Source organism: Micromonospora sp. CNZ303, assembly GCF_004345505.1.
The window spans coordinates 70,298-89,406 of the sequence record NZ_SLVT01000008.1 but is presented as its reverse complement, the minus strand read 5'-3'; the positions used below and the strand labels follow the sequence as shown (position 1 = coordinate 89,406).

Genomic DNA, 19,109 nt, shown 5'->3' with positions numbered 1-19,109 from the left:
CGGTGGTGGCGATGCCCTCGACGAAGTGCCGCTGGGCGAGGAACGGCGTGCCCGTGGTGGCCGTACCGCCGCCCTCGTCGCCGGCACCGCCGGGTGGCGACCGCTCAGGCGGCTTTGGGGGTGAGCAGGTAGTCGTCGGCCTCGGGACTCCACCGCAGGTCGACGACGCCGCTGGTGGCGGCCGCCTTGCAGAACTGGAGGAAGCTGCGGTAACCCAGCTTCTTCTCGCTGAAGTCGGGCCGCGCCCGGCGCAGCTGGTTCTTCAGCCCGGAGAGGGCCACGGCGCCCTCGTCTCCGGCGAGGTCCGACACCACCGAGCCGAGCAGCCCGAACGCCACCTCCCGGTCGCCGTGTTCGGGCAGGGAGACCTCGGGGTCGCCCTTGGCGGGTCCCTCCCCCAGCTCGACCACGTTGTGCTGGGCGAGGTGCCGCATGAGCTCGCCGAAGGTGCGGAACCCGTAATCGGACTCGCTGAACGTCGGGTCCTTGCGCAGCAGGGTGCGCTTCAACGTCGAGGCCGTCACCTCGCCGCTCGAACTGCCCTGGAGGCCGGCGACGGTCTGCGCCACGAGCACGGCGAGCGTGTCGACGTCCCGGCCGGCCTCCTCGGCCGCCGGCTGCGGCTCGGGCTCAGGCTCGGGCTCCTGCTCCACCCGCGGCACGTCGGGGCTGGGCAGGCGCGCCGGGCGGCCCCGCCGGACCCGGGCGGGCGGGATGTCGACGCCCTCCAGCCGGTCGTAGTAGAGGAACTCGTCGCACGCGGGCGGCAGCAGCGCCGAGGTCGACTTCTCCACACCCACCCCGATGACGCGCTTGTTCAGCTCGCGGAGCTTGTGGACCAACGGGGTGAAGTCGCTGTCGCCGGTGCAGATCACGAAGGTCGAGATGTACCCGCGCTCGAAGGCCAGCTCCACCGCGTCCACGGCCATCTTGATGTCGGCAGCGTTCTTGCGCGAGGCCCCCATCCGCTGGGGGATCTCGATCAGCTCGACGTGCGACCGCGTGAGCATCCGCCGGTCCTCGTCGAAGTACGACCAGTCCGCGTACGCCCGGCGCGCCACCACCCGGCCGCGCTCGGCGAGGGCGTCGGCGATGGGACGGAAGTCGAAAGCCACGCCGCCGAGGTGGTCGCGGGCCCCCAGCGCGAGGTTCTCGTAGTCGAGGAAGAGGGCGATGCGGTCTTCGTGATCCACGCAGGTCAGCCTACCCCCGGCGGGACGCCGCACCGTCACGTCCGCCGCTGACCCGGCGCGGTGCCCGCCGGGTCGGCCGGCCACCGGGTAGTGCTGGCCCTACCCGGGAACTACGTCCAGACGGCTGGGTCGGCGCGTCACCCGCCGTTAGCGTCAGCGGCATGACGACAGCCCGTCCCCTGTGCCTGGCCGAGGCGCTGCGCCGGCCCGGATACCTGCTCTCCCCGTGGCCGTGGCGCGCGCTGGCCTACCTGCTCACCACCGTCCCGGTCGCCGGGGTGCTCGCCGTCGGGCTGCTCGTCGTCGGGGCGCCCCTGCTGGCCGCGGTCAACGCCGCCCGGCAGGGCCGCCCGGCCGAGCTGCCCCTCGTGCTGTTCCTCACCGTCGGCGCGCTGACGGTGCTGGCGTCGGCCCCGGTCGTGAGCATCGCGGTGACCGCCGTGGAACGGCAGCGGCTCGGCCTCGTGGACGGGCGGCCGTTGCCGGCGTACCGGTGGCGGGGCCTGGCCGCGCGCTACACCGGCGCCGACGCGTGGCGGGAGGTCGCCCACACCTTCTGGCTGGGCGGCGTCGTGCCGCTCGGCTACGCCGTGTCCACCCTGCTCGTGCTGCTCGACCTCACGCTGGTCGCCAGCCCCTGGCTGGTCGGCGACGCCGACGAGGTCATCGTGGTCTGGACCACCGTCGACACGGCCGGCGAGGCCGTCCCGTACGCCGTCCTCGGGGTCCTGCTCCTCCCCGTGCTCTGGTACGGGCTCGGCGTGCTCGCCGCGGCCCAGGGCGCGGTGGCGCGGTGGCTGCTCGGCCGGCCCGCCGACGGGGCGGCCCTGCGGGAGGTCAGCCGCTCGCGGGCCCGGCTGGTCGACGCGTACGAGACCGAACGCCGCCGCATCGAGCGCGACATGCACGACGGCGCGCAGCCCCGGCTGACCAGCCTCACCCTCCACCTGGGTCTGGCCCGGCTGGACGTGCCCGAGGACTCCCCCGCCGCCGCCCCGCTCGCCGTGGCGCACGACCAGGCCAAGAACCTGATGGTCGAGCTCCGGCAGATCGTGCAGGGCATCCGCCCGCAGAGCCTCACCGACCTCGGCCTGGCCGGCGCGGTACGGGAACTGGCCGGCGAGGCCACCGTCCCGGTCACCGTCCACGCCGACCTCGGGCAGCCGCTGCCCGAACTCGTCGAGAGCACCGCGTACTTCGTGGTGTCGGAGGCGCTGGGCAACGTCGTCCGGCACGCCGGGGCGACCCGGGCCGAGGTCCGGCTCGTCCAGGCCGACGGCGAACTCGTCGTGGAGGTCTCCGACGACGGTCACGGCGGGGCCGACCCGGCGCGGGGCACCGGCCTGACCGGTCTCGCCGACCGGGTCGCCGCCGTCGACGGGCGGCTGCTGCTCGCCAGCCCGCCCGGGGGCCCCACGCTCGTCCGGGTGGAGTTGCCGTGCCTCCGGTGACGCGCGTCGTGCTCGCCGAGGACGAGGTCCTCCTGCGCGAGGGCCTCGCCGGCCTGCTGGCCCGGTTCGACTTCGAGGTGGTCGCCGCCGTCGGCACGGCACCGCAGTTGCGGGACGCGGTCCGGGCGCACGAGCCGGACCTGGTGGTGACGGACATCCGGATGCCGCCCGGCCCGCACGACGACGGGCTGCGGGCGGCGGTCGACCTGCGCGCCGAACGGCCGCGGCTCGCCGTCATGGTGCTGAGCCAGCACGTGCAGGCCGAGTACGCCTCCGCCCTGCTCGCCAGCGGCGACGGCCGGGGCGTCGGCTACCTGCTCAAGGACCGGATCGCCGAGGTCGCCGAGTTCGCCGGGCAGCTGCGTACGGTCGCCGCCGGCGGCACGGTCGTCGACCCCGACGTGGTGCGGCGGCTGCTGCACCGCCCGCGCGACCCGCTCGCGGCCCTGTCCGCCCGGGAGCGCGAGGTGCTGACGCTGCTCGCCGAGGGGCACTCCAACGCGGCGATCGCCGCGCGGCTGCACGTCACCGAGGCGGCCGTCGGCAAGCACATCGGCAACGTCCTGGCGAAGCTCGGCCTGCCGCCCAGCGACGACACCAACCGCCGGGTGCTGGCGGCCCTCACCTACCTGCGTGCGGGCCCGTCGCCCCGGTAGCCGCGCCGGCGCGGCTGGTGGCCGGCACACCGGCGCGGCCGTGCGCCGAGCAGGTGCAACCGCCGCGCCGAAAGTTGCGGTCCCGATCTCCCGCCGTTCACCCGCGCCCCGATAGCATCGCTGCTCATGAATACGAGGAGCAGTACCCGCTCGGGCCCCAGAAGGCTGGCGATGGCGTTCGCGCTGGCCGTCGCCCTGGTGGCGCCCGTGGCGGTGACGGCGGCGGCGTCGGCCGCCGGCCCCCTTACCGTGGCCCAGGCGCTCGCCGCGCAGGACGGCCGGACGGCCGCCGTGACCGGCTACGTCATCGGCCAGCCGACCAGCACCACGACGGTGCTCAGGTCCGGCTTCACCGCCGACACCGCGATCGCGATCGCCGACACGGCCGCCGAGACCGGCGCGAGCCGGATGCTCTACGTCCAGGTCACCGCCGCCTACCGGAGCACGTTCGGGCTGCTCACCAACCCGGGCCTGCGGGGCCAGCGGATCACCGCCACCGGCACGCTCACCGCCTACTTCAGCCACGGCGGCCTGAAGAACCCGACGGCGATGACCCTCGGCGGCACCACCCCGTCGCCGAGCCAGTCCCCGACTCCGGTCCCGACGGGCACCCCGGCGCCCGGCGGCGACTACGACTCCACCTACTACGCCAACGCGATCGGCAAGTCGGGCACGGCGCTGCGCAGCTCGCTGCACTCGATCATCAAGGTGCAGACGAAGCTCTCCTACGACCAGGTGTGGGAGGCGCTGAAGGACACCGACCAGGACCCGGCCAACACCAACAACGTCATCCTGCTCAACACCGGCCGGTCGCAGAGCAAGAGCAGCAACGGCGGCGGCGTGAACGACTGGAACCGCGAGCACGTCTGGGCCAAGTCGCACGGCGACTTCGGCACCGCGACCGGCCCGGGTACGGACGTCCACCACCTCCGGCCGGAGGACGTCTCGGTCAACTCGACGCGCGGCAACAAGGACTTCGACACCGGCGGCAGTCCCGTCGCCGAGGCGCCGGGCTGCTACACCGACGCCGACTCGTGGGAGCCGCGCAACGCGGTCAAGGGCGACGTGGCACGCATGCTGATGTACATGGCGATCCGGTACGAGGGCACCGACGGCTGGCCCAACCTGGAGCTGAACCAGTCGGTCAACAACGGCAGCGCGCCGTACCACGGCAAGATGTCGGTGCTGCTCCAGTGGAACCAGGCCGACCCGCCGGACGCCTTCGAGAAGCGCCGCAACCAGCGGATCTACGAGCGCTGGCAGGGCAACCGGAACCCGTTCGTCGACCACCCGGAGTGGGCGACCGCCATCTGGGGCTGACCTCGCCACAGCGGCGTGTCCCGGCCGGTCCTCCGTCGGGGGGACCGGCCGATCGGCGGGCGGCCGGTCGGCACGCGCCCGTGGGGCCGGCGTGCCACGCGCCGCGCCCGCGCCTGATCCGTCCGCCCGCGCCCCGGACGGACCCGGCAGGCCGGCGGGCCCGGGCGGATCCACCGGCCCGGCCCGGCGGGGCGAGGATCGTCACCGCGCGCCGGCGGGTTCCGGGACGAACGGCAGGCTCCTCGGCTCCACCGGCTGGGCCTCGCCGGCCGGGTGCCGCCACAGCCCCCGCGCGCAGGATCGGGGCGGTGCGTCTCGTCAGCGCCGGCGGGCGTACGCCAGCGGCAGAGGGCTCGGCTGGCCGCTCCACGTGCCGGTCAGCACGGCGCCCTCCGACGCGGTGCCGCCGTCGGGGCGGCGCACGACGGCCAACTCCACGGAGTCGGTGACGATGACGGTGAGGTCGTCCTCCACCACGCGGCGCACGGCGCCGACGGGCGGGACCTCGGCGCCCCGGGTGCCGCTGCCGGCGATGGTCATCGACAGCTCGCGGTACTCCCGCTGGCCGTCGGCCTCGAAGTACTCCTGCGCCTGCCCGGCGTCGGCGAGGACGGCCGCCGCCAGCGTCGCGGCGTAGACGGGGTCGGCGCACGCGTCGTACACCCAGCGACGGCCGAGCACGGAGTGCTCGGTGGTGCCGACGAGCCAGTCGTCGCCGCCGTCGAGGGGCGCGTCGCGGTAGGTCAGCGGGACCTGGTGGATCGGCCCGTCGCCGGCCCTGACGAGCAGCGTCTCGACGCCGACGGCGCCGGCCGGATCGTCGAACCGGTAGGCCGCCACGCGCTCGACGTCGGCGCCGGCCGGCCCCTGGAACCAGGGTCGGCCGGGCAGCCACGCCGCCAGGAGTGCGAACTTCGTGGGGCGCATCTCCGCCCGGTACAACAGCGCCATACGCCGCATCGTAGGGGCACCTCCGTGCCCCGCGCTGACCCGGCCGCACGCGACGCGCCCGGCGGGAGCGGGACCCGGCGGGTCAGGCGGTGGCGTAGCGGCGCAGCCCGTCGACGTCGGACCGGGTCAGGCGGCCCTGGGCGACCAGGAGTTCCAGGTGCGCGGCGGTCTCGGTGACGGCGAGCATGGCGTTGAACACGTCGAGGTCGGCCAGCCGGCGCTCCCGCCGGGTCCAGCGCAGCCGCGCGGCGACCTCGTACGCCGAACTCGCCCCCCGGGCCACGGCGGCCTCCGTCTCGTCGAGCCGCGCGCCGTGGTGCGCGACGAGTTCGTCGACCCGCGCGTGCACGCTGGGGGTCACCGGCCCGTGCGCCGGGAGCAGCCGCGCGTCCGGTCGCCGCCGCACCAGCGCGAGCGATGCCAGGAAGTCGCCGAGCGGGTTCGCCGACAGTGCGGCCTCGAAGCCGATCGAGGGCGTGATGGTGGGCAGTACGTGGTCACCGGCGAACAGCAGGTGCGAGCCGGTGTCGTGGAAGACGACGTGCCCGCGCGTGTGGCCCGGCGTCTCGACGACGTGCAGGGTGCGCTCGCCGTGCCTGATCTGCTGACCGTCGTGGAACCAGTCGTCCGGCAGATCCCAGTCCTCGGTGCTCAGCCGCGACCCGGTCAGCCCCGCCAGGGTGTCGGCCAGCTCGCCGGCGCCCAGCAGCCGCAGGCGGGCGAGCTGCTCGGCGAGCGGGTTCCGGTGCGGCGTCATGGACGCCACCAGGCTCTCGCGTTCGCCGGCGCCGAGGCTCACCCGCATGCCGTACTCGCGGCGCAGGTGCACGGCCTGCGTGTAGTGGTCCCGGTGGACGTGCGTGACGAGGAACCGGCGCACGTCCCCCAGCGAACAGTCCAGCTCCTTGAGCGCCGCGTCGAGCGCGGAGCGCGCCTCGGCGATCGCCCACCCGGAGTCGACGAGCACGAGACCGTCGTCGTCGCGCAGGACGTACACGTTCACCGCGCGCAGGCCGTCGTTCGGCAGCGGCAGCGGCACGCGGTGGACGCCGGGGGCGACCTCGAACGTCCCGGGAGTGGTCCAGTCGTCGGAGTTGCCGGTGCCCGAGGTCATGATCCGACCATAGTGCGCGCCGCGACCTGCCCCGGCCCCTCGTCGGCGGCCGCGACGAGAATGGCGACGAAGCGGTCGCACCAGGCCGTCACCGTCGCCCGGTCGAACAGGTCCGTGGAGTACTCGACGACGCCCCGCAGGCCGCCCCCGTGCGGGGTGACGACCGTGGCGTAGTCCCGGCGGGCGCAGCCGAGCCCCTGGTCGGTGGCGTGCGCCACGAGCCCCGGCAGCCGCACCTCCGGCATCCCCGGATTCCAGCCGAACAGCGCCGTGGCGACCGGTGGCGGCATGCCGACCCGCCAGCGCGGATCGAGGGCCGCGTACACCTCGGCCAGGGGCGCCGGCTGGTGCCGGATCGCGTCGAGGAACACCCGGTCGGTGCCCGCCGTCAGCTCCGCGAACGACGCCGCGCCCGCCAGCGGCGGCCGCAGCAGCAGCGGGCTGGTGAACAGGCCCACGACCGACTCGTCCTCGCGGTGGTCGCGGTGGGCGTACGGGCAGGCGAGGACCACGTCACGCGTGCCGGTGAGTTCGCGTACGAGCAGCGCGTACCCGCTGGCCAGGACCGGGAACAGGGTCGTGCCGCAGCGCTCGGCGAGGCCGGTCAGGCGGTCGGTCAGCTCGGCCGGGACGTCGAAGGCGAACTCGCTGCCCCGGCCGGACGGTCGCGCCGGCCGTGGGCGGTCGGCCGGGAACGACACCGCGCGGGGCGCTCCGACGAGTTGGTCCCGCCAGTACCGCAGGACGTGCGGCGGGACGGCGGTCGCCCGTTGCCGGCGCGCGTGGTCGACGTAGCGGGCCGTGGGCGCGGCGAGGGCCGCACCCTGGCCGGTCTCCGCGGCGTAGCCCCTGCCCAGCTCGTCGAGCAGTTGGAGCATCGACCAGCCGTCACCGCAGAGATGGTGCACGACCAGCATCAGCACCCACGCGTCGTCGTCCAGCCGCGCCAGCCGGGCCCGCAGCCACGGTCCCGTGTCCTCCGGGAAGGGCTCGCGGCCGGTCCGCACGCACCACTGCTCGACCTCGTCGGCGGCGAGGTCGCACACCGGCAGCGTTCCCGGCCGGGCCGGGAGCACCTCCTGGACCAGCTCACCGGCGCGTTCCACCAGGCGGGTGCGCAGCGTCTCGTGCCGGGCGACCAGGCCGTCGACCGCCCGGTGCAGGGCCGGCACGTCGAGCCGACCGGCGAGGGTCACCCGTACCGCCATGTGCACGGCCGGCGGATCGGGGGCCTGCCGCTGGCGGTGCCACATCAGTTCCTGCGGGTAGGTCGCCGGCGCCCGGTCCACGACCTCGGACCCGCCGTCCACGGTCGTCAGGTCCCGCGCCATCGCCCGGATGCCCGGGCTGCGCAGCACCCGGTGCGTGCCGACCTTGAGGTCCAGCAGGTCCGTCAGCCGGTTCGCCAACCGTACGGCCGCCAGGGAGTGACCGCCCGCGGCGAAGAAGGGGACGTCCACCGGCAGCCGGGCCACCCCGAGCTCGGCGCACCAGGCGTCGTGGACGAGCTGCTCCATGGCGGTGCGCGGCCGGTCGGCGGCGCCGGTCACGGCGGGTGCCGGCAGCCGCGACCGGTCCACCTTGCCGTTGTCCGTGGTGGGCAGGGTGTCCAGCAGCACCCAGGCCCGGGGCACGAGGTGTGCGGGCAGGCGCTCGGCCAGCACGGCGGCGAGTCGCTCCGCGCGGGTCGCGGCCGGTTCCCCGTCGTCGTCCGCCACGACGTACGCGGCGAGGTACGGCTCGTCGCCCCGGTCGTGCCGCGCGATGACGGTGGCCTGGCGTACCCCGGGCAGCGTGGCCAGCTCCGCAGCGGCCTCGCCGGGCTCCGTCCGTTGTCCGGCGATCTTGACCTGGTCGTCCACCCGGCCGACGAACTCGAGGGTTCCGTCGCCCCGTTCCCGGACCAGGTCCCCGGTCCGGTAGACCCGCGCCCCGGGCAGGCCAGGATCGGGCAGGAAGGCGGCGGCGGTCGCCGCGGGTCGGCCGAGGTAGCCCCGGGCCACGCCGGTTCCGCCGACGTGCAGCTCCCCCACCGCCCCCCGTGGCACCGGCACGCCGCGCTCGTCCAGCAGGTACAGCCGATGGTTGTCGACCGGGGTGCCGATGTCGACCGGCCCCGGGACGTCCGCCCGCACGGGGCCCGCCGTGACGACGATGCTGCACTCGGTCGGACCGTAGGCGTTGATCACCTCGGCCGGGAAGCCGGCGGGCGGTCGGCGCCGGAGCTGGCTGCCGCCCACGACGAGCGTGCGCGGGGTGTGCGCGGGCATCGGAAGGGCGAAGACCAGCTCGGCGAGCGGCGCCGGCAGGAAGGCCACCGTGACGCCGCCGCGGGACCACTCCTCGACGAGGGCCGCGGGGTCGGTCCGCGCCTCCTCCGGTACGAGATGCACGGTGGCGCCGGCGGCGAGCGCCGGATGGATCTCGGCGAGGTTCGCGTCGAAGCCGAGTCCGAGCGCGTGGCCGACGGTGTCGGCTCCGGTGAGGGCGAGGGCCCGCACGTGCCAGTCGACGGCGTCCACGGCGGCCCGGTGCGGCACCAGGACGCCCTTCGGCCGGCCGGTCGAGCCGGACGTGTGGACGCACCAGGCCACCTGCTCCGCCGTCGGCACCCGGCCCGGGGGCGGCAGGTCCGGGTCACCGGGATCCTCGACCCGCAGGCAGACCGCGCCCGTCGGCGCGTCCACGTCCCTCGTGGTGACCAGCAGCCGGGCGCCGCTGTCGGCGAACAGGGTGGCCACCCGGGCGGCGGGCAGCCCCGGGTCGAGGGGGAGGAAGCCCGCGCCGGCCATCAGCACGGCGAGCTGGGCGGCGATCAGCTCCGGTCGGCGCGGCAGGAGCACCGCGACGAGGTCGTCGGGCCCGACGCCGGCGGCGGCGATCCGGCGGGCGAGCAGGTCGGCCCGCTCGCGCAGTTCGCGGTACGTCCACCGGGTCGGCCCGCACACGACCGCTGCGGCGTCCGGGGTGCGGGCCGCCTGCCGCAGGAACAACTCGTGCAGCCGGGCGTCACCGACGGGTGTCCGCGGCCCGTGCAGGCGGTCGGCGGAGTCGTCCAGGTACGCCGCCAGGCCCGACAGCGGCTCGTCGGGCTCCCGGGTCGCCCGGTCGAGCAGCCGCTCGACGTAGTCCAGCAGGCGACGCACCGTCGCCCGGTCGAGCACGTCGGTCCGGTACTCGACGTGGCAGCGCACGGTGTCGCCATGTGACAGGTAGACGACCAGGTCGACCGGGGCCTTGTCCAGGCCCACCGGGATCGGCTCGGCGGTGACCCCCGGCAGGTCGAACCGGAACGCCGCTGCGCCGCGCTCGTACTCCACGACCACGTCGAAGAGCGGGTGGCGGCCGGCCTCCCGGTTCGGCGCGAGCGCACCGACGAGGTCGTCGAAGGGCACGCCCGCGTGTTCGTACCCGTCCGCCGAGCGGTACTGCACCCGGGCGAGCAACTCCCGGAAGGTGGGGTCACCGCCGAGGTCCAGCCGCAGCGGCACGGTGTCGACGAAGAACCCGATCAGGTCCTCGGAATCCTCGTCGCGGCCGCTCATGCCGGTCCCGATGACCAGGTCCGGTTGGCCGCTGAGCCGGAACAGCGCCACCCCGATCGCGCTGAGCAGCGTGGTGAACGGGGTGACCCGCTCGACGCGGCTGAGCTGCCGGACCCGTTCGGTCAGCTCCACCGGGATCTCCGCGAGGAGGCTCTCGCCGGCGGCCGAGACGGTGGCCGGTCGCTGCCGGTCCGAGGGCAGCACGAGGGTGGGCGGCAGCGGATCGAGCAGGTCGAGCCAGTACGCCAGGCTCTTGTCCACGCCGTCCCGGGCCGCCCGGGCGCGCGCCCGGGCCAGCTCCGGGTAGGTGACCGGCAGCGGGGGCAGCGCGGCCGGCGTACCGGTCGACCGGGCCCGGTAGCACGTGCCGACCTCGCGGGTCAGGACCGTGTACGAGCCGCCGTCGGTGGCCAGGTGGTGGAACGACATCACCAGCACGTGGTGTGTCGGGGAGAAGCGCAGCAGCTCGAACGCGAAGACCGGCCCCTCGACGAGGTCGAACACCCGCGCGCTCTCCCGGGCCATCGCCGCCCGCACCACGGCGTCCTCGTCGGCACCGGAATTCTCCCGCACCGGGAGGTCGACCGTCGCCGTCGGCCGGACGACCTGGCAGGGTTGCCCGTCGACCTCGCGGTAGGTCGTCCGCAGTGGCGCGTGCCGGTCCACGACGTCCTGCAACGCCCCGCGCAGCGCCCCGGTGTCGAGCGCGCCGCACAGCCGCACGGCCACGCCCTCGGTGTAGGCCGGGGTGCCCGGGTACGCCTGCTCGACCAGCCACAGCCGCCGCTGGCCGGGCGTCAACGGCGCGATCTCGACGGTCGGCGGCGCGATGATCCCGACGGCCTCCGGCGCCGCCGTCCCGACGACCACCGGGGCCGGTGCCGGGGCCACTGCCGGGGCCGGGGTTGGGGCCGGGGTTGGGGTTGGGGTTGGTCGGCGGGGCGTGGCCCGCCGTAGCGCGTCGATGGCCGGCAGGCCGTCCCGCACGGCCGCCGCCGGCAGGCCGAAGTCGACGAAGCAGGCGATCTCGTCGGCGCCGGCGTCGAGGACCGCGTCGAGCACCGGCCGGCAACTCTCCGGCGAGCCGATCAGGGCCCGCTGCTCGCAGTACCGCTGGTAGGCACGGGACAGCACGAACCGGACGTCCTCGTCGGGGGTGCCGGCGAGGTCGACGTTCATGCCCAGGCTGTTGACCACCTGGCCGAGCAGGCTGAACGAGGAGCGCAGGTAGGCGCAGAACGGCTCGAACGCCATGGCCCGCGCCTGGTCGGCGTCGTCGCCGAGGAAGGTGTGCAGCAGCACCACCACCCGCCCCGCAGCGGGATCGAGACCGTGTTCGGCCCGGGTACGCCGGTACAGCGCGACGTTCTCGGCCAGCCGCGCGACGTCCTGGGTCATCAGGTTGGTGACCACGCCGAGGCCGCGGCGGGCCGCCTCCCGGTAGCTGTCCGGGTTGCCGACGATCGCCGTGAAGGTCGGCGGTTCCGCCTGCACCGGGCGGGGGAACAGCCGGATGTCGACGTCTTCCCCGCTGCCCGACCGCGCGGTGATCGCCTCACCGCGCCAGAGCCGCCGTACGGTGTCGAGGTTGTCGTACATCACCTGCTTGTGGCGACGGTAGTTGTCCGGGTAGAAGACGAAGTCGTTGGCGTGCCAGCCGGGCGCGCACCCCAGCCCGACCCGGCCCCCGGAGAGGTTGTCCACCATGGACCATTCCTCGGCGACGCGGACGGGATGGTGCAGGGGCAGCACCACGGAGCCGGCGTTGAGGCGCAGCCGGCGGGTCCGGGTCGCGAGGGCCGCGGCGAGCACCGACGGGTTGGGAAAGAGCCCGCCGAAGGAGTGGAAGTGCCGTTCGGGCAACCACACCGCGTGGAAGTCGTGGGTGTCGGCGAACTCGGCGGCCTCGATGATGGTTCCGTAGGCGTCGTCCCGGGCCGAGTCGGGGTAGTCGCCGAAGAAGTACAGGCTGAAGTCGACGGTGTCCGGCGCGTCGGCGACCGACGCGGCCGGCGCCGGCCGCGTCGACGGCTCGGGGGCGACGGCCGCACTGCCACGACTGGTGCCGCCGTTACCGCCGGTGCCGGTGGCACCGGTGGCGGCGCCGAGAAGAGCGAGCTGGTCGCGCATCAGGTCCAGCTGGCGGTGCACGATCGTGACGAGGTCGGCCGGTACGTCCCGGGGAGCGTCGCCCGGGTCGGCCGGAGCCGCCGAAGCGACGGGCACGGGCACCGGCCCGGCGGAAACCGGCGTTACAGACACGGGGACCGACACGGCGGGCACGGGGACCGACACGGCGGGCACGGGGACCGACACGGCGGGCACGGGAACCGGCGCGACAGGGACAGGGGGCGACGCGGTCGTCGGGCCGGTCGGCGGGAGCACGCCGGTCGAGGCGCCGCGCGTCACCGCCTCGGCGAGCCGGCGGGGGGTGTCCACGGCGGCGAACAGGTCCCGGACGGGAACCCGCACCCCGAACGCGTGGTCGATCTCCCGGGCCATGGTGATCAGGAGCAGCGAGTCGGCACCGAGGTCGAGGAAGGTCTCGTCCGGGTCGACCTCTCCCACGTCCAGTCCGAGCCGCTCGGCCGTCAGCGCCCGGATGCGCGCGAGCACCTGCTCGGCCCCGACGTCGTGTCCGGCCGGCGGCCGGGGCGGCCCCGGCTCGGCGGTCGCCGACGACCCGGCCGCACCGCTCGCGGCGGACCCACCGGCCGCGACCTGCACGTCAGTCGCGGCAGAGGTGCCGGCCGCGATCCGCACGTCAGTCGCGGCAGAGACATCCCGCGCGGCGGACCCGCCAGCCGCGACCCGCACGTCGGTCGCGGCGGAGACGTCGGCCGCCCCGGGCGCGGAGACCCAGAATCGCCGGCGCTGGAACGGATAGGCCGGCAGTGGCACCGCCCGGCCACCGCAGTCGGCGGTCAGCGCGGCCCAGTCGACCGGGAACCCCGCCACGTGCAACTCCGCGACGGCGCGCCACAGCCCGGCGACCGGTGGGGTGCCACGGCGTTGCGACGGCACCCACCGCAGGTCGGATCCCGTGCCGCGGGCGATGCCGGTCAGCGCCCCGTCCGCGCCCGCCTCGACGACCGATCGCACGCCCTGCTCGGCGAGGGTGGCCACGGCGGTGCTCCAGGCGACCGGCTCGCGCGCCTGCCGGCACAGGTGGTCGGCGTCCGGCAGCCAGCCGGGCGGGCGTACCCGGCCGTCCAGGCTGCTGATCAGGGGCAGGCGGGTCGGTGCGAGCTCCACCTCCCCGATCATCCGGCGGAGCCGGTCGAGGACCGCGTCCACGCCGGTCGAGTGGAACGCCCGGTCGACCGGGAGCGGGCGGGTCGCCACGCCGCGCCGTTCGGCTTCCCGGACGACCGCCGCCAGTGCCTCGGGGGGACCCGCGAGCACGTGGTGCTCCGCGCCGTTGCGGGCGGCGATCTCCGCCGTCGACCCACGCAGCAGGCCGCCGACCGTCGCTTCGTCGGCCAGCACCGCGCACATCGCGCCGGGTGGCAGCGCGTCGCGCATCAGGACGCCCCGGTGCGCGGCCAGCCCGACCGCGTCGCGCAGGGACAGCGCACCGGCCACGACCAGTGCGGCGTACTCGCCGACGCTGTGCCCGAGGACGACGTCCGGCGTGAGTCCCCACGACCGCCACAGCTCGGCGAACGCCACCGCGGTGACCACCAGCGCAGGCTGCGCCACGTCCGTCGGGCGCCCCGTTCCGACAGGGTGTTCCCGTAGCCGGGCGACGAGGTCGCCACCGGTCGCCCGGCGGTACGCGTCGGCCCCATCGGCCAACACGTCCCGCGCGACCGGGAACCGCTCGGCGAGATCGAGGACGACGCAGCGACGGTCGCCCTGCCCTGGAAAAGCCAGCGCGACCGGGGTGACGTCCTCCGGCTCCGCCCGGCCGGTCAGCACGTTTCCCGCCACGCCCGCCTCGACGTACCGGTGGAGGCCGTCGGCCAGCTCGGCGGCCGAGGTGCCGAGCGCGACCAGGCGGTGCCGGAGGTGGCGTCTGCGCCGCCCGGCGCTGGTGACCACGTCGGCCAACGCCGGCCCGGGGTCCTCGCGGAGCAGGTCGCGGTGGCGGGCGGCCAGCTCCACCAGCGCCGACGGGTCGGCCGCCGACAGGGGCAGCAGTCCCGGCGCGGGGTGGGGCGGCGGCTCGTCCGACCGACGTCGGTCCGCCGGGGGCGGCTCCTCGACGATCACATGGGCGTTGGTGCCGCCCACCCCCAACGCGCTGACGGCCGCCCGGCGCGGCCGCAGGTCCGCCGGCCACCGCGTGCCACGGGTGGTCACCGTGAAGGGGCCGGCGGCCAGGTCGATCGCCGGATTCGGCCGGCGGAAGTTGATCTGTGGGGCGACCCGGCCGGAACGCACGGTCAGGATCGTCTTGATCAGGCCGGCCATGCCCGCGCAGCTGTCCAGGTGACCGATGTTCGCCTTGACCGAGCCGAGGAACGGTCGACCGCCCGCGTACACCTCGGCGAGAGCGTGGTGCTCCACCGGGTCGCCCAGGGCCGTGCCCGTACCGTGCGCCTCGACGTACCCGATCGACTCCGCCGCGACCCGCGCGGCGGCCAGCGCCCGCCGGGCGACGTCGACCTGCCCGGCCACCCCGGGTGCTGTGAAGCCCACCTTGCCGGCGCCGTCGTTGTTCACGGCCGAGCCGATGATCACGGCGTGCACGCGGTCGCCGTCGGCGAGGGCCCGGTCGAGCGGCTTCAGCACCACGGCGGCGACGCCGTTGCCGCCGACCGTTCCGTCCGCGTCGGCGTCGAAGGGCCGGCACCGACCGCTCGCCGACAGGATCGATCCCGGGGTGTGCCGGTAGCCCGTCACCTGCGGCACGTGCACGGCCACGGCGCCCGCGACCGCCTGGTCGACCTCGCCGTCGAGCAGCGCCCGCACCGCCAGGTGCACCGCCACGAGCGAGGTCGAGCAGGCGTTCTGCACGTTGATCGCAGGCCCGGTCAGCCCCAGCCGGTACGCCACCCGGGTGGCCAGGAAGTCCGGCTGGTTGCCGAGGGCGACGCCGATCGGGTCGGCCGGATCGGCGGAGACCGTCCGGTGGCCGAGCTGGCGGAGGTAGGTGTGGTGCGGATAGAGGTTCATTCCGCTGCCGGCGTAGAGGCCGGTCCGCGGCCCCCGCGCGTCGCCCGGGTGCCCGGCGTCCTCCAACGCGTGGTGACAGGTCTCCAGGAACAGCCGGTGCTGCGGGTCGAGCAGCTCCGCCTCCCGGGCGCTGATCGAGAAGAAGCCCGCGTCGAAGCCGGCGACGTCGTCGTCGAGGACCCCGCTGGCCGCCACGAGGTCGGGGGCGTCGACGGTGTCGCGTGGGATTCCCGCCGCGACGAGTTCGTCCGGTGTGAAGGCACGCACGCTCTCCACCCCGGCGGTCAGGTTCGCCCAGTACTCGTCGACCGTGCGCGCTCCGGGGAACCGGACCGCCATGCCGATCACCGCGATCCGCCGGTCCCGTACCGGCCCGCCGACGGGCTCCGCCGTGGGCGTGGCCGCCGGGGCGGCGAGGTGCGCGCTGAGCGCGTCGACCGTCGGGTGGGCGAAGAGCACCGGCTGCGGGACCGGGCGCTCCAGTGCCCGCTCCAGGCGGGCCCGGAGACGGACGATCTCGACCGAGCCGATGCCGAGCTCGTAGAACGGACGCGCCGGGTCGACCTGGCCACCCGTCAGGTCGCCGAGAATGCCGGTCAGCAGGGCGCGCACCTCCGCCCTGCCCGGTCCGGCCGCGCGCGCCGCCGGGGCCCCGTTGTGGTCGGTGGTCGCCCGCCGCCCGTCGTGCGGCCGCTGCGACGACCGGTCGGCCAGGCAGCGCCGGACCAGCTCCGCGCGCCGGATCTTCCCCCCGGTGGTACGCGGGAACTGCTCCGCGGGGAGCGACAGCACCCGCTCGGGTACGACCTGCCAGCGTCGGGCCACCGCCGCCCGCACCGCCTCGGCCACCCCCGTCGCGGGCGCGTCGTCGTCGGGCACGTAGAAGATCACCAGCGACTCGGTGCCGGTGCGGGGCTCCGGTACGCCGACGGCGGCCACCAGGCCACGCCGTACCCCGGCCACCTCCCCCGCCGCCTGCTCGACCTCGTGGCAGGGCAGGTTGTGCCCGTTGAGGATGATCATGTCCTTCGCCCGGCCGGTGATGGTGATCCGACCGTCCCGCATGAAGGCGAGGTCGCCGGTCTCCAGCCAGCCGTCCCCGTCGGGGAAGGCCAGGCGGTTCGCCTCCGGATCGGCGAGGTACCCGGGCGTGACCCGCGCCGACGAGACCTGGAGGCGGCCGATGCGGCCCTCGGGAAGCACCGCGCCGGCGGCGTCGACGATCCGCAGGGTGGCACCGGGCGCGGGCGGCCCGACGGAGAGGAACTCGGTGACGTCGGCCGGGTCGTCGTCCTCGGCGTACTCCAGGTCGCCGCCCAGGCTCGCCGTACGGATCCGGAGGCGGGTGCCGGGCTCGGTGAAGGAGGCGAAGGTGATGCCCGTGCTGGTCTCCGACATGCCCCAGGCCGGCGTCATCGCCTCCGCCGGCACCCCGGTCGCGGCGACGAACGCCTCGAAGGTCTCCGGCAGGCACTGCTCCCCGCCGCTGACCATGCGGCGTACGCCGCCGAGGTCCCACGGTTCACCGGGGGCCCGGGCGACCGCGTCGGCCACCAGCCGCAGGCCGAAGTTCGGCGCCCAGCTGTGCGTGACCCGGTGCCGCCGCATCAGCTCCAGCCACCGCAGCGGATCGTCGAGCACCCACTCGGTGGCGACGTGGACGGACGTGGCGCCGAGGAAGACGCCGCCGAGGTGGTAGAGCAGCAGGCCGGCGACGTGGTCCAGGGGAAGCCAGTTGAGCAGGACGTCCCGCGGGTCGATGTCGAGCATCGTCCGGGCGCCGACGGCATATTCCGAGAGCCCCCGGTGCGTCAACGGGATCACCTTCGGCCGGCCGGTGCTGCCCGAGGAGAGCTGCAGCAGCGCCACCGACCCGGGGTCGGTGTCAGTCGCCTCCGGCTCCGGTACGGAGGGGGCGGGGCCGTCGGGAGCGGTCGTCGCGGCCAGCTCCGCCACCGCGACCACCCGGTCCCGCAGCGGCAGCCGGTCCAGCGCGTCCAGGTCCTCCGGCCCGGCCAGCACGACGGGCTCCCCCAGCACCCGCCAGGCGTGCACGAGGGCGGCGGCGGTGGGGTTGTCCGCGTCGTACCCGGTGGGCGCGCCGACGGTGAGCGGCACGATCCCGCCGAGGACGCAGCCGAAGAAGGTCGGCCAGTACTGCTCGCCCGAGGTGATCCGCAGGACGACGTGGGACCCCCGGCCCAGGCCGTGGGCCCGCAGACCGGGCAGCGCCGCGCGCGCCCCGGCGAGCAGCCGCCCGTGGTCGAGGAACTCCTCGCGCCCGTCGGGACCCACGATCCGGATGCCCGCGTCCGGGTGGTTCCGGGCCGCCCGCAGCAGCGCCTCGGCCAAGGTCGGGGGATGGTCGACGGGGCCGGGCAGGTCCCCGCCGTGGCTGACGGCGGCGGGACGATCGGCGGGCGTCGACTTCACGGTGCTACCTCGACTTCTTGCGTTCGCTGCGGACGGTGCGCCGGCGTACGGGCGTGGGAGATGAGGAAGGCACCGGCGGCGGCGAGCGCCAGGCCGTGCGCCAGCGCGACCACCGGCAGGGGTGTCAGCCGGTCGAGCGCGAAGGCGCAGACGATCATGCCGATGCCGAACCCCGCGTTCTGCGCCGTGCTGGCCAGGCCCATGAGTTGCGGCAGCCGGGAGGGCTCGACGGTCTGCAACCGGGTGGTGTAGCTGATCTCGGCGTACCCGTCCGCCATGCCGGCGGCCAGCGCCAGGACGGCCACCAGCCAGATCGGGGGCCCCGCGAAGGCGAGCACGAACAGCAGCGACATCGCGCAGGTGGCGACCCCGAAGGCCCGCGGCGATCCCGGACGGGAGGTGCCGGCGGCCCGCCGGGCGTACCACCGGCCGGCGACGAGACTGCCGACCGCCCAGGGCGTGGTGAACAGGGCGGCGAACGCGGCGGGGGCGTCGGGCCAGGCCAGGTTCGCGTACACCGGCAGGCCCACGTTGTGGGAGGCGGACCCGAACGCGTCGACGGACCGCACCGCGATCATGGCCAGGATCACGGGGGCGACCGCAGGCAGGAGGCGCCGGAGCCCCGCCCGGCGGGGGCCCTTGGCGGGCGGCCCGGCGGGGCGGCCCACCACGCGCCAGGCGCGGACCGCGCACAGCAGCAGTGCGGACAGCGCGAACGAGGCGGCGTCGAGCAGGAACGCGGCGTGGTAGCCGAACAGGGTCACGAGGATTCCCGCGCTGCCGAAGCCCAGCAGCATGGCCACCGAGCGGGCCGCCACCAGGTTCGCGTTGGCCCGGGCCAGGTCGTCCGGGCCGACCAGCGCGGGCAACCCGCTGCGCAGCGCGACCACCCACAGCGTCTGGCTCCCGCCGAGGAGCACGGCAAGCGCGTGCAGCATGGTCGGTTGCGCGGCGGACGGCATCGCGACCAGCAGCACCAGCGCACCGGCCGACAGCAGGTCGCCGCCGATCATGAGCCTGGCCCGCGCGTAGCGGCTGACCAGCGTGCCGGCGACCAGCCCCATCAGGACGCCGGCGCACAGGCGGACCGCCATGAAGATCCCGGTGGACACGGCGGAGCCCGTGATCTCCAGGGTGAACAGTCCCAGCGCCACCATGTTCAGGAAGCTGCCGTACGTGGACACGGCGTGCGCGGCGATGACGAGACGGAGCGGGCGTGCGGAAGGTTCCTCCGTTGCTGGCACCTGTCGAGATCCGCCCCGCTCATGATCGTGTATGGAGCGAGGATCATGCCATTGCGGGTACGGGCATCTCAATACGCCGAA

Annotated in this window: 8 protein-coding genes; 3 read left to right on the top strand and 5 right to left on the bottom strand. The window is 75.2% G+C overall.

Translation table 11 applies throughout. The features are described 5' to 3' along the window. Positions 1 to 104 precede the first annotated feature (104 nt). Positions 105 to 1,193, bottom strand: a complete 1,089-nt coding sequence (locus EV374_RS14975; protein WP_132235711.1) for a PIN domain-containing protein — start codon at positions 1,191 to 1,193, stop codon at positions 105 to 107. Between the two features lie 161 nt (positions 1,194 to 1,354). Between EV374_RS14975 and EV374_RS14970 the strand changes: the two genes are divergently transcribed. The 3 genes from EV374_RS14970 to EV374_RS14960 all read left to right on the top strand — a co-directional run bounded on the left by EV374_RS14970 (position 1,355) and on the right by EV374_RS14960 (position 4,620). Beyond that, on the top strand, positions 1,355 to 2,644 hold the full coding sequence (locus tag EV374_RS14970; protein WP_132235709.1) for a histidine kinase: 1,290 nt from the start codon (positions 1,355 to 1,357) through the stop codon (positions 2,642 to 2,644). Continuing rightward, positions 2,632 to 3,300: a response regulator transcription factor gene (locus tag EV374_RS14965; protein WP_132235707.1), complete on the top strand. Its 669-nt coding sequence runs from the start codon at positions 2,632 to 2,634 to the stop codon at positions 3,298 to 3,300. The genes EV374_RS14970 and EV374_RS14965 overlap by 13 nt, the downstream gene beginning before the upstream one ends. Before the next feature lie 171 nt (positions 3,301 to 3,471). Next, positions 3,472 to 4,620, top strand: a complete 1,149-nt coding sequence (locus EV374_RS14960; RefSeq protein WP_486485767.1) for an HNH endonuclease family protein — start codon at positions 3,472 to 3,474, stop codon at positions 4,618 to 4,620. A gap of 318 nt (positions 4,621 to 4,938) precedes the next feature. On the opposite strand, the gene EV374_RS14955 is transcribed toward EV374_RS14960, so the two are convergent. From EV374_RS14955 to EV374_RS14905, 4 genes are all read right to left on the bottom strand, one after another. Then, positions 4,939 to 5,571 carry a CG0192-related protein gene (locus EV374_RS14955; RefSeq protein ID WP_132235703.1) on the bottom strand — a complete coding sequence of 211 codons (633 nt, stop codon included), beginning with the start codon at positions 5,569 to 5,571 and terminating at the stop codon, positions 4,939 to 4,941. A gap of 82 nt (positions 5,572 to 5,653) precedes the next feature. Next, a complete protein-coding gene (locus tag EV374_RS14950) occupies positions 5,654 to 6,685 on the bottom strand; it encodes an MBL fold metallo-hydrolase (RefSeq protein WP_132235701.1) in 1,032 nt (343 codons plus the stop codon). Then, positions 6,682 to 17,784, bottom strand: coding sequence for a non-ribosomal peptide synthetase/type I polyketide synthase (locus EV374_RS32565; RefSeq protein ID WP_165947794.1), 11,103 nt, complete (start codon positions 17,782 to 17,784; stop codon positions 6,682 to 6,684). Before EV374_RS32565 ends, EV374_RS14950 begins: the two co-directional genes overlap by 4 nt. Next, entirely contained in the window at positions 17,781 to 19,028 is a 1,248-nt protein-coding gene (locus EV374_RS14905) for an MFS transporter (RefSeq protein ID WP_132235699.1), read from the bottom strand. The genes EV374_RS32565 and EV374_RS14905 overlap by 4 nt, the downstream gene beginning before the upstream one ends. Between the last annotated feature and the right edge of the window lie 81 nt (positions 19,029 to 19,109).

What these genes read in the sequence shown, in the direction of transcription:
- EV374_RS14970 (WP_132235709.1), top strand. Translation starts at nt 1,355, where the DNA reads ATGACGACAGCCCGTCCCCTGTGCCTGGCCGAGGCGCTGCGCCGGCCC.
- EV374_RS14960 (WP_486485767.1), top strand. Translation starts at nt 3,472, where the DNA reads ATGGCGTTCGCGCTGGCCGTCGCCCTGGTGGCGCCCGTGGCGGTGACG.
- EV374_RS14955 (WP_132235703.1), bottom strand. Translation starts at nt 5,571, where the DNA reads ATGGCGCTGTTGTACCGGGCGGAGATGCGCCCCACGAAGTTCGCACTC.
- EV374_RS14950 (WP_132235701.1), bottom strand. Translation starts at nt 6,685, where the DNA reads ATGACCTCGGGCACCGGCAACTCCGACGACTGGACCACTCCCGGGACG.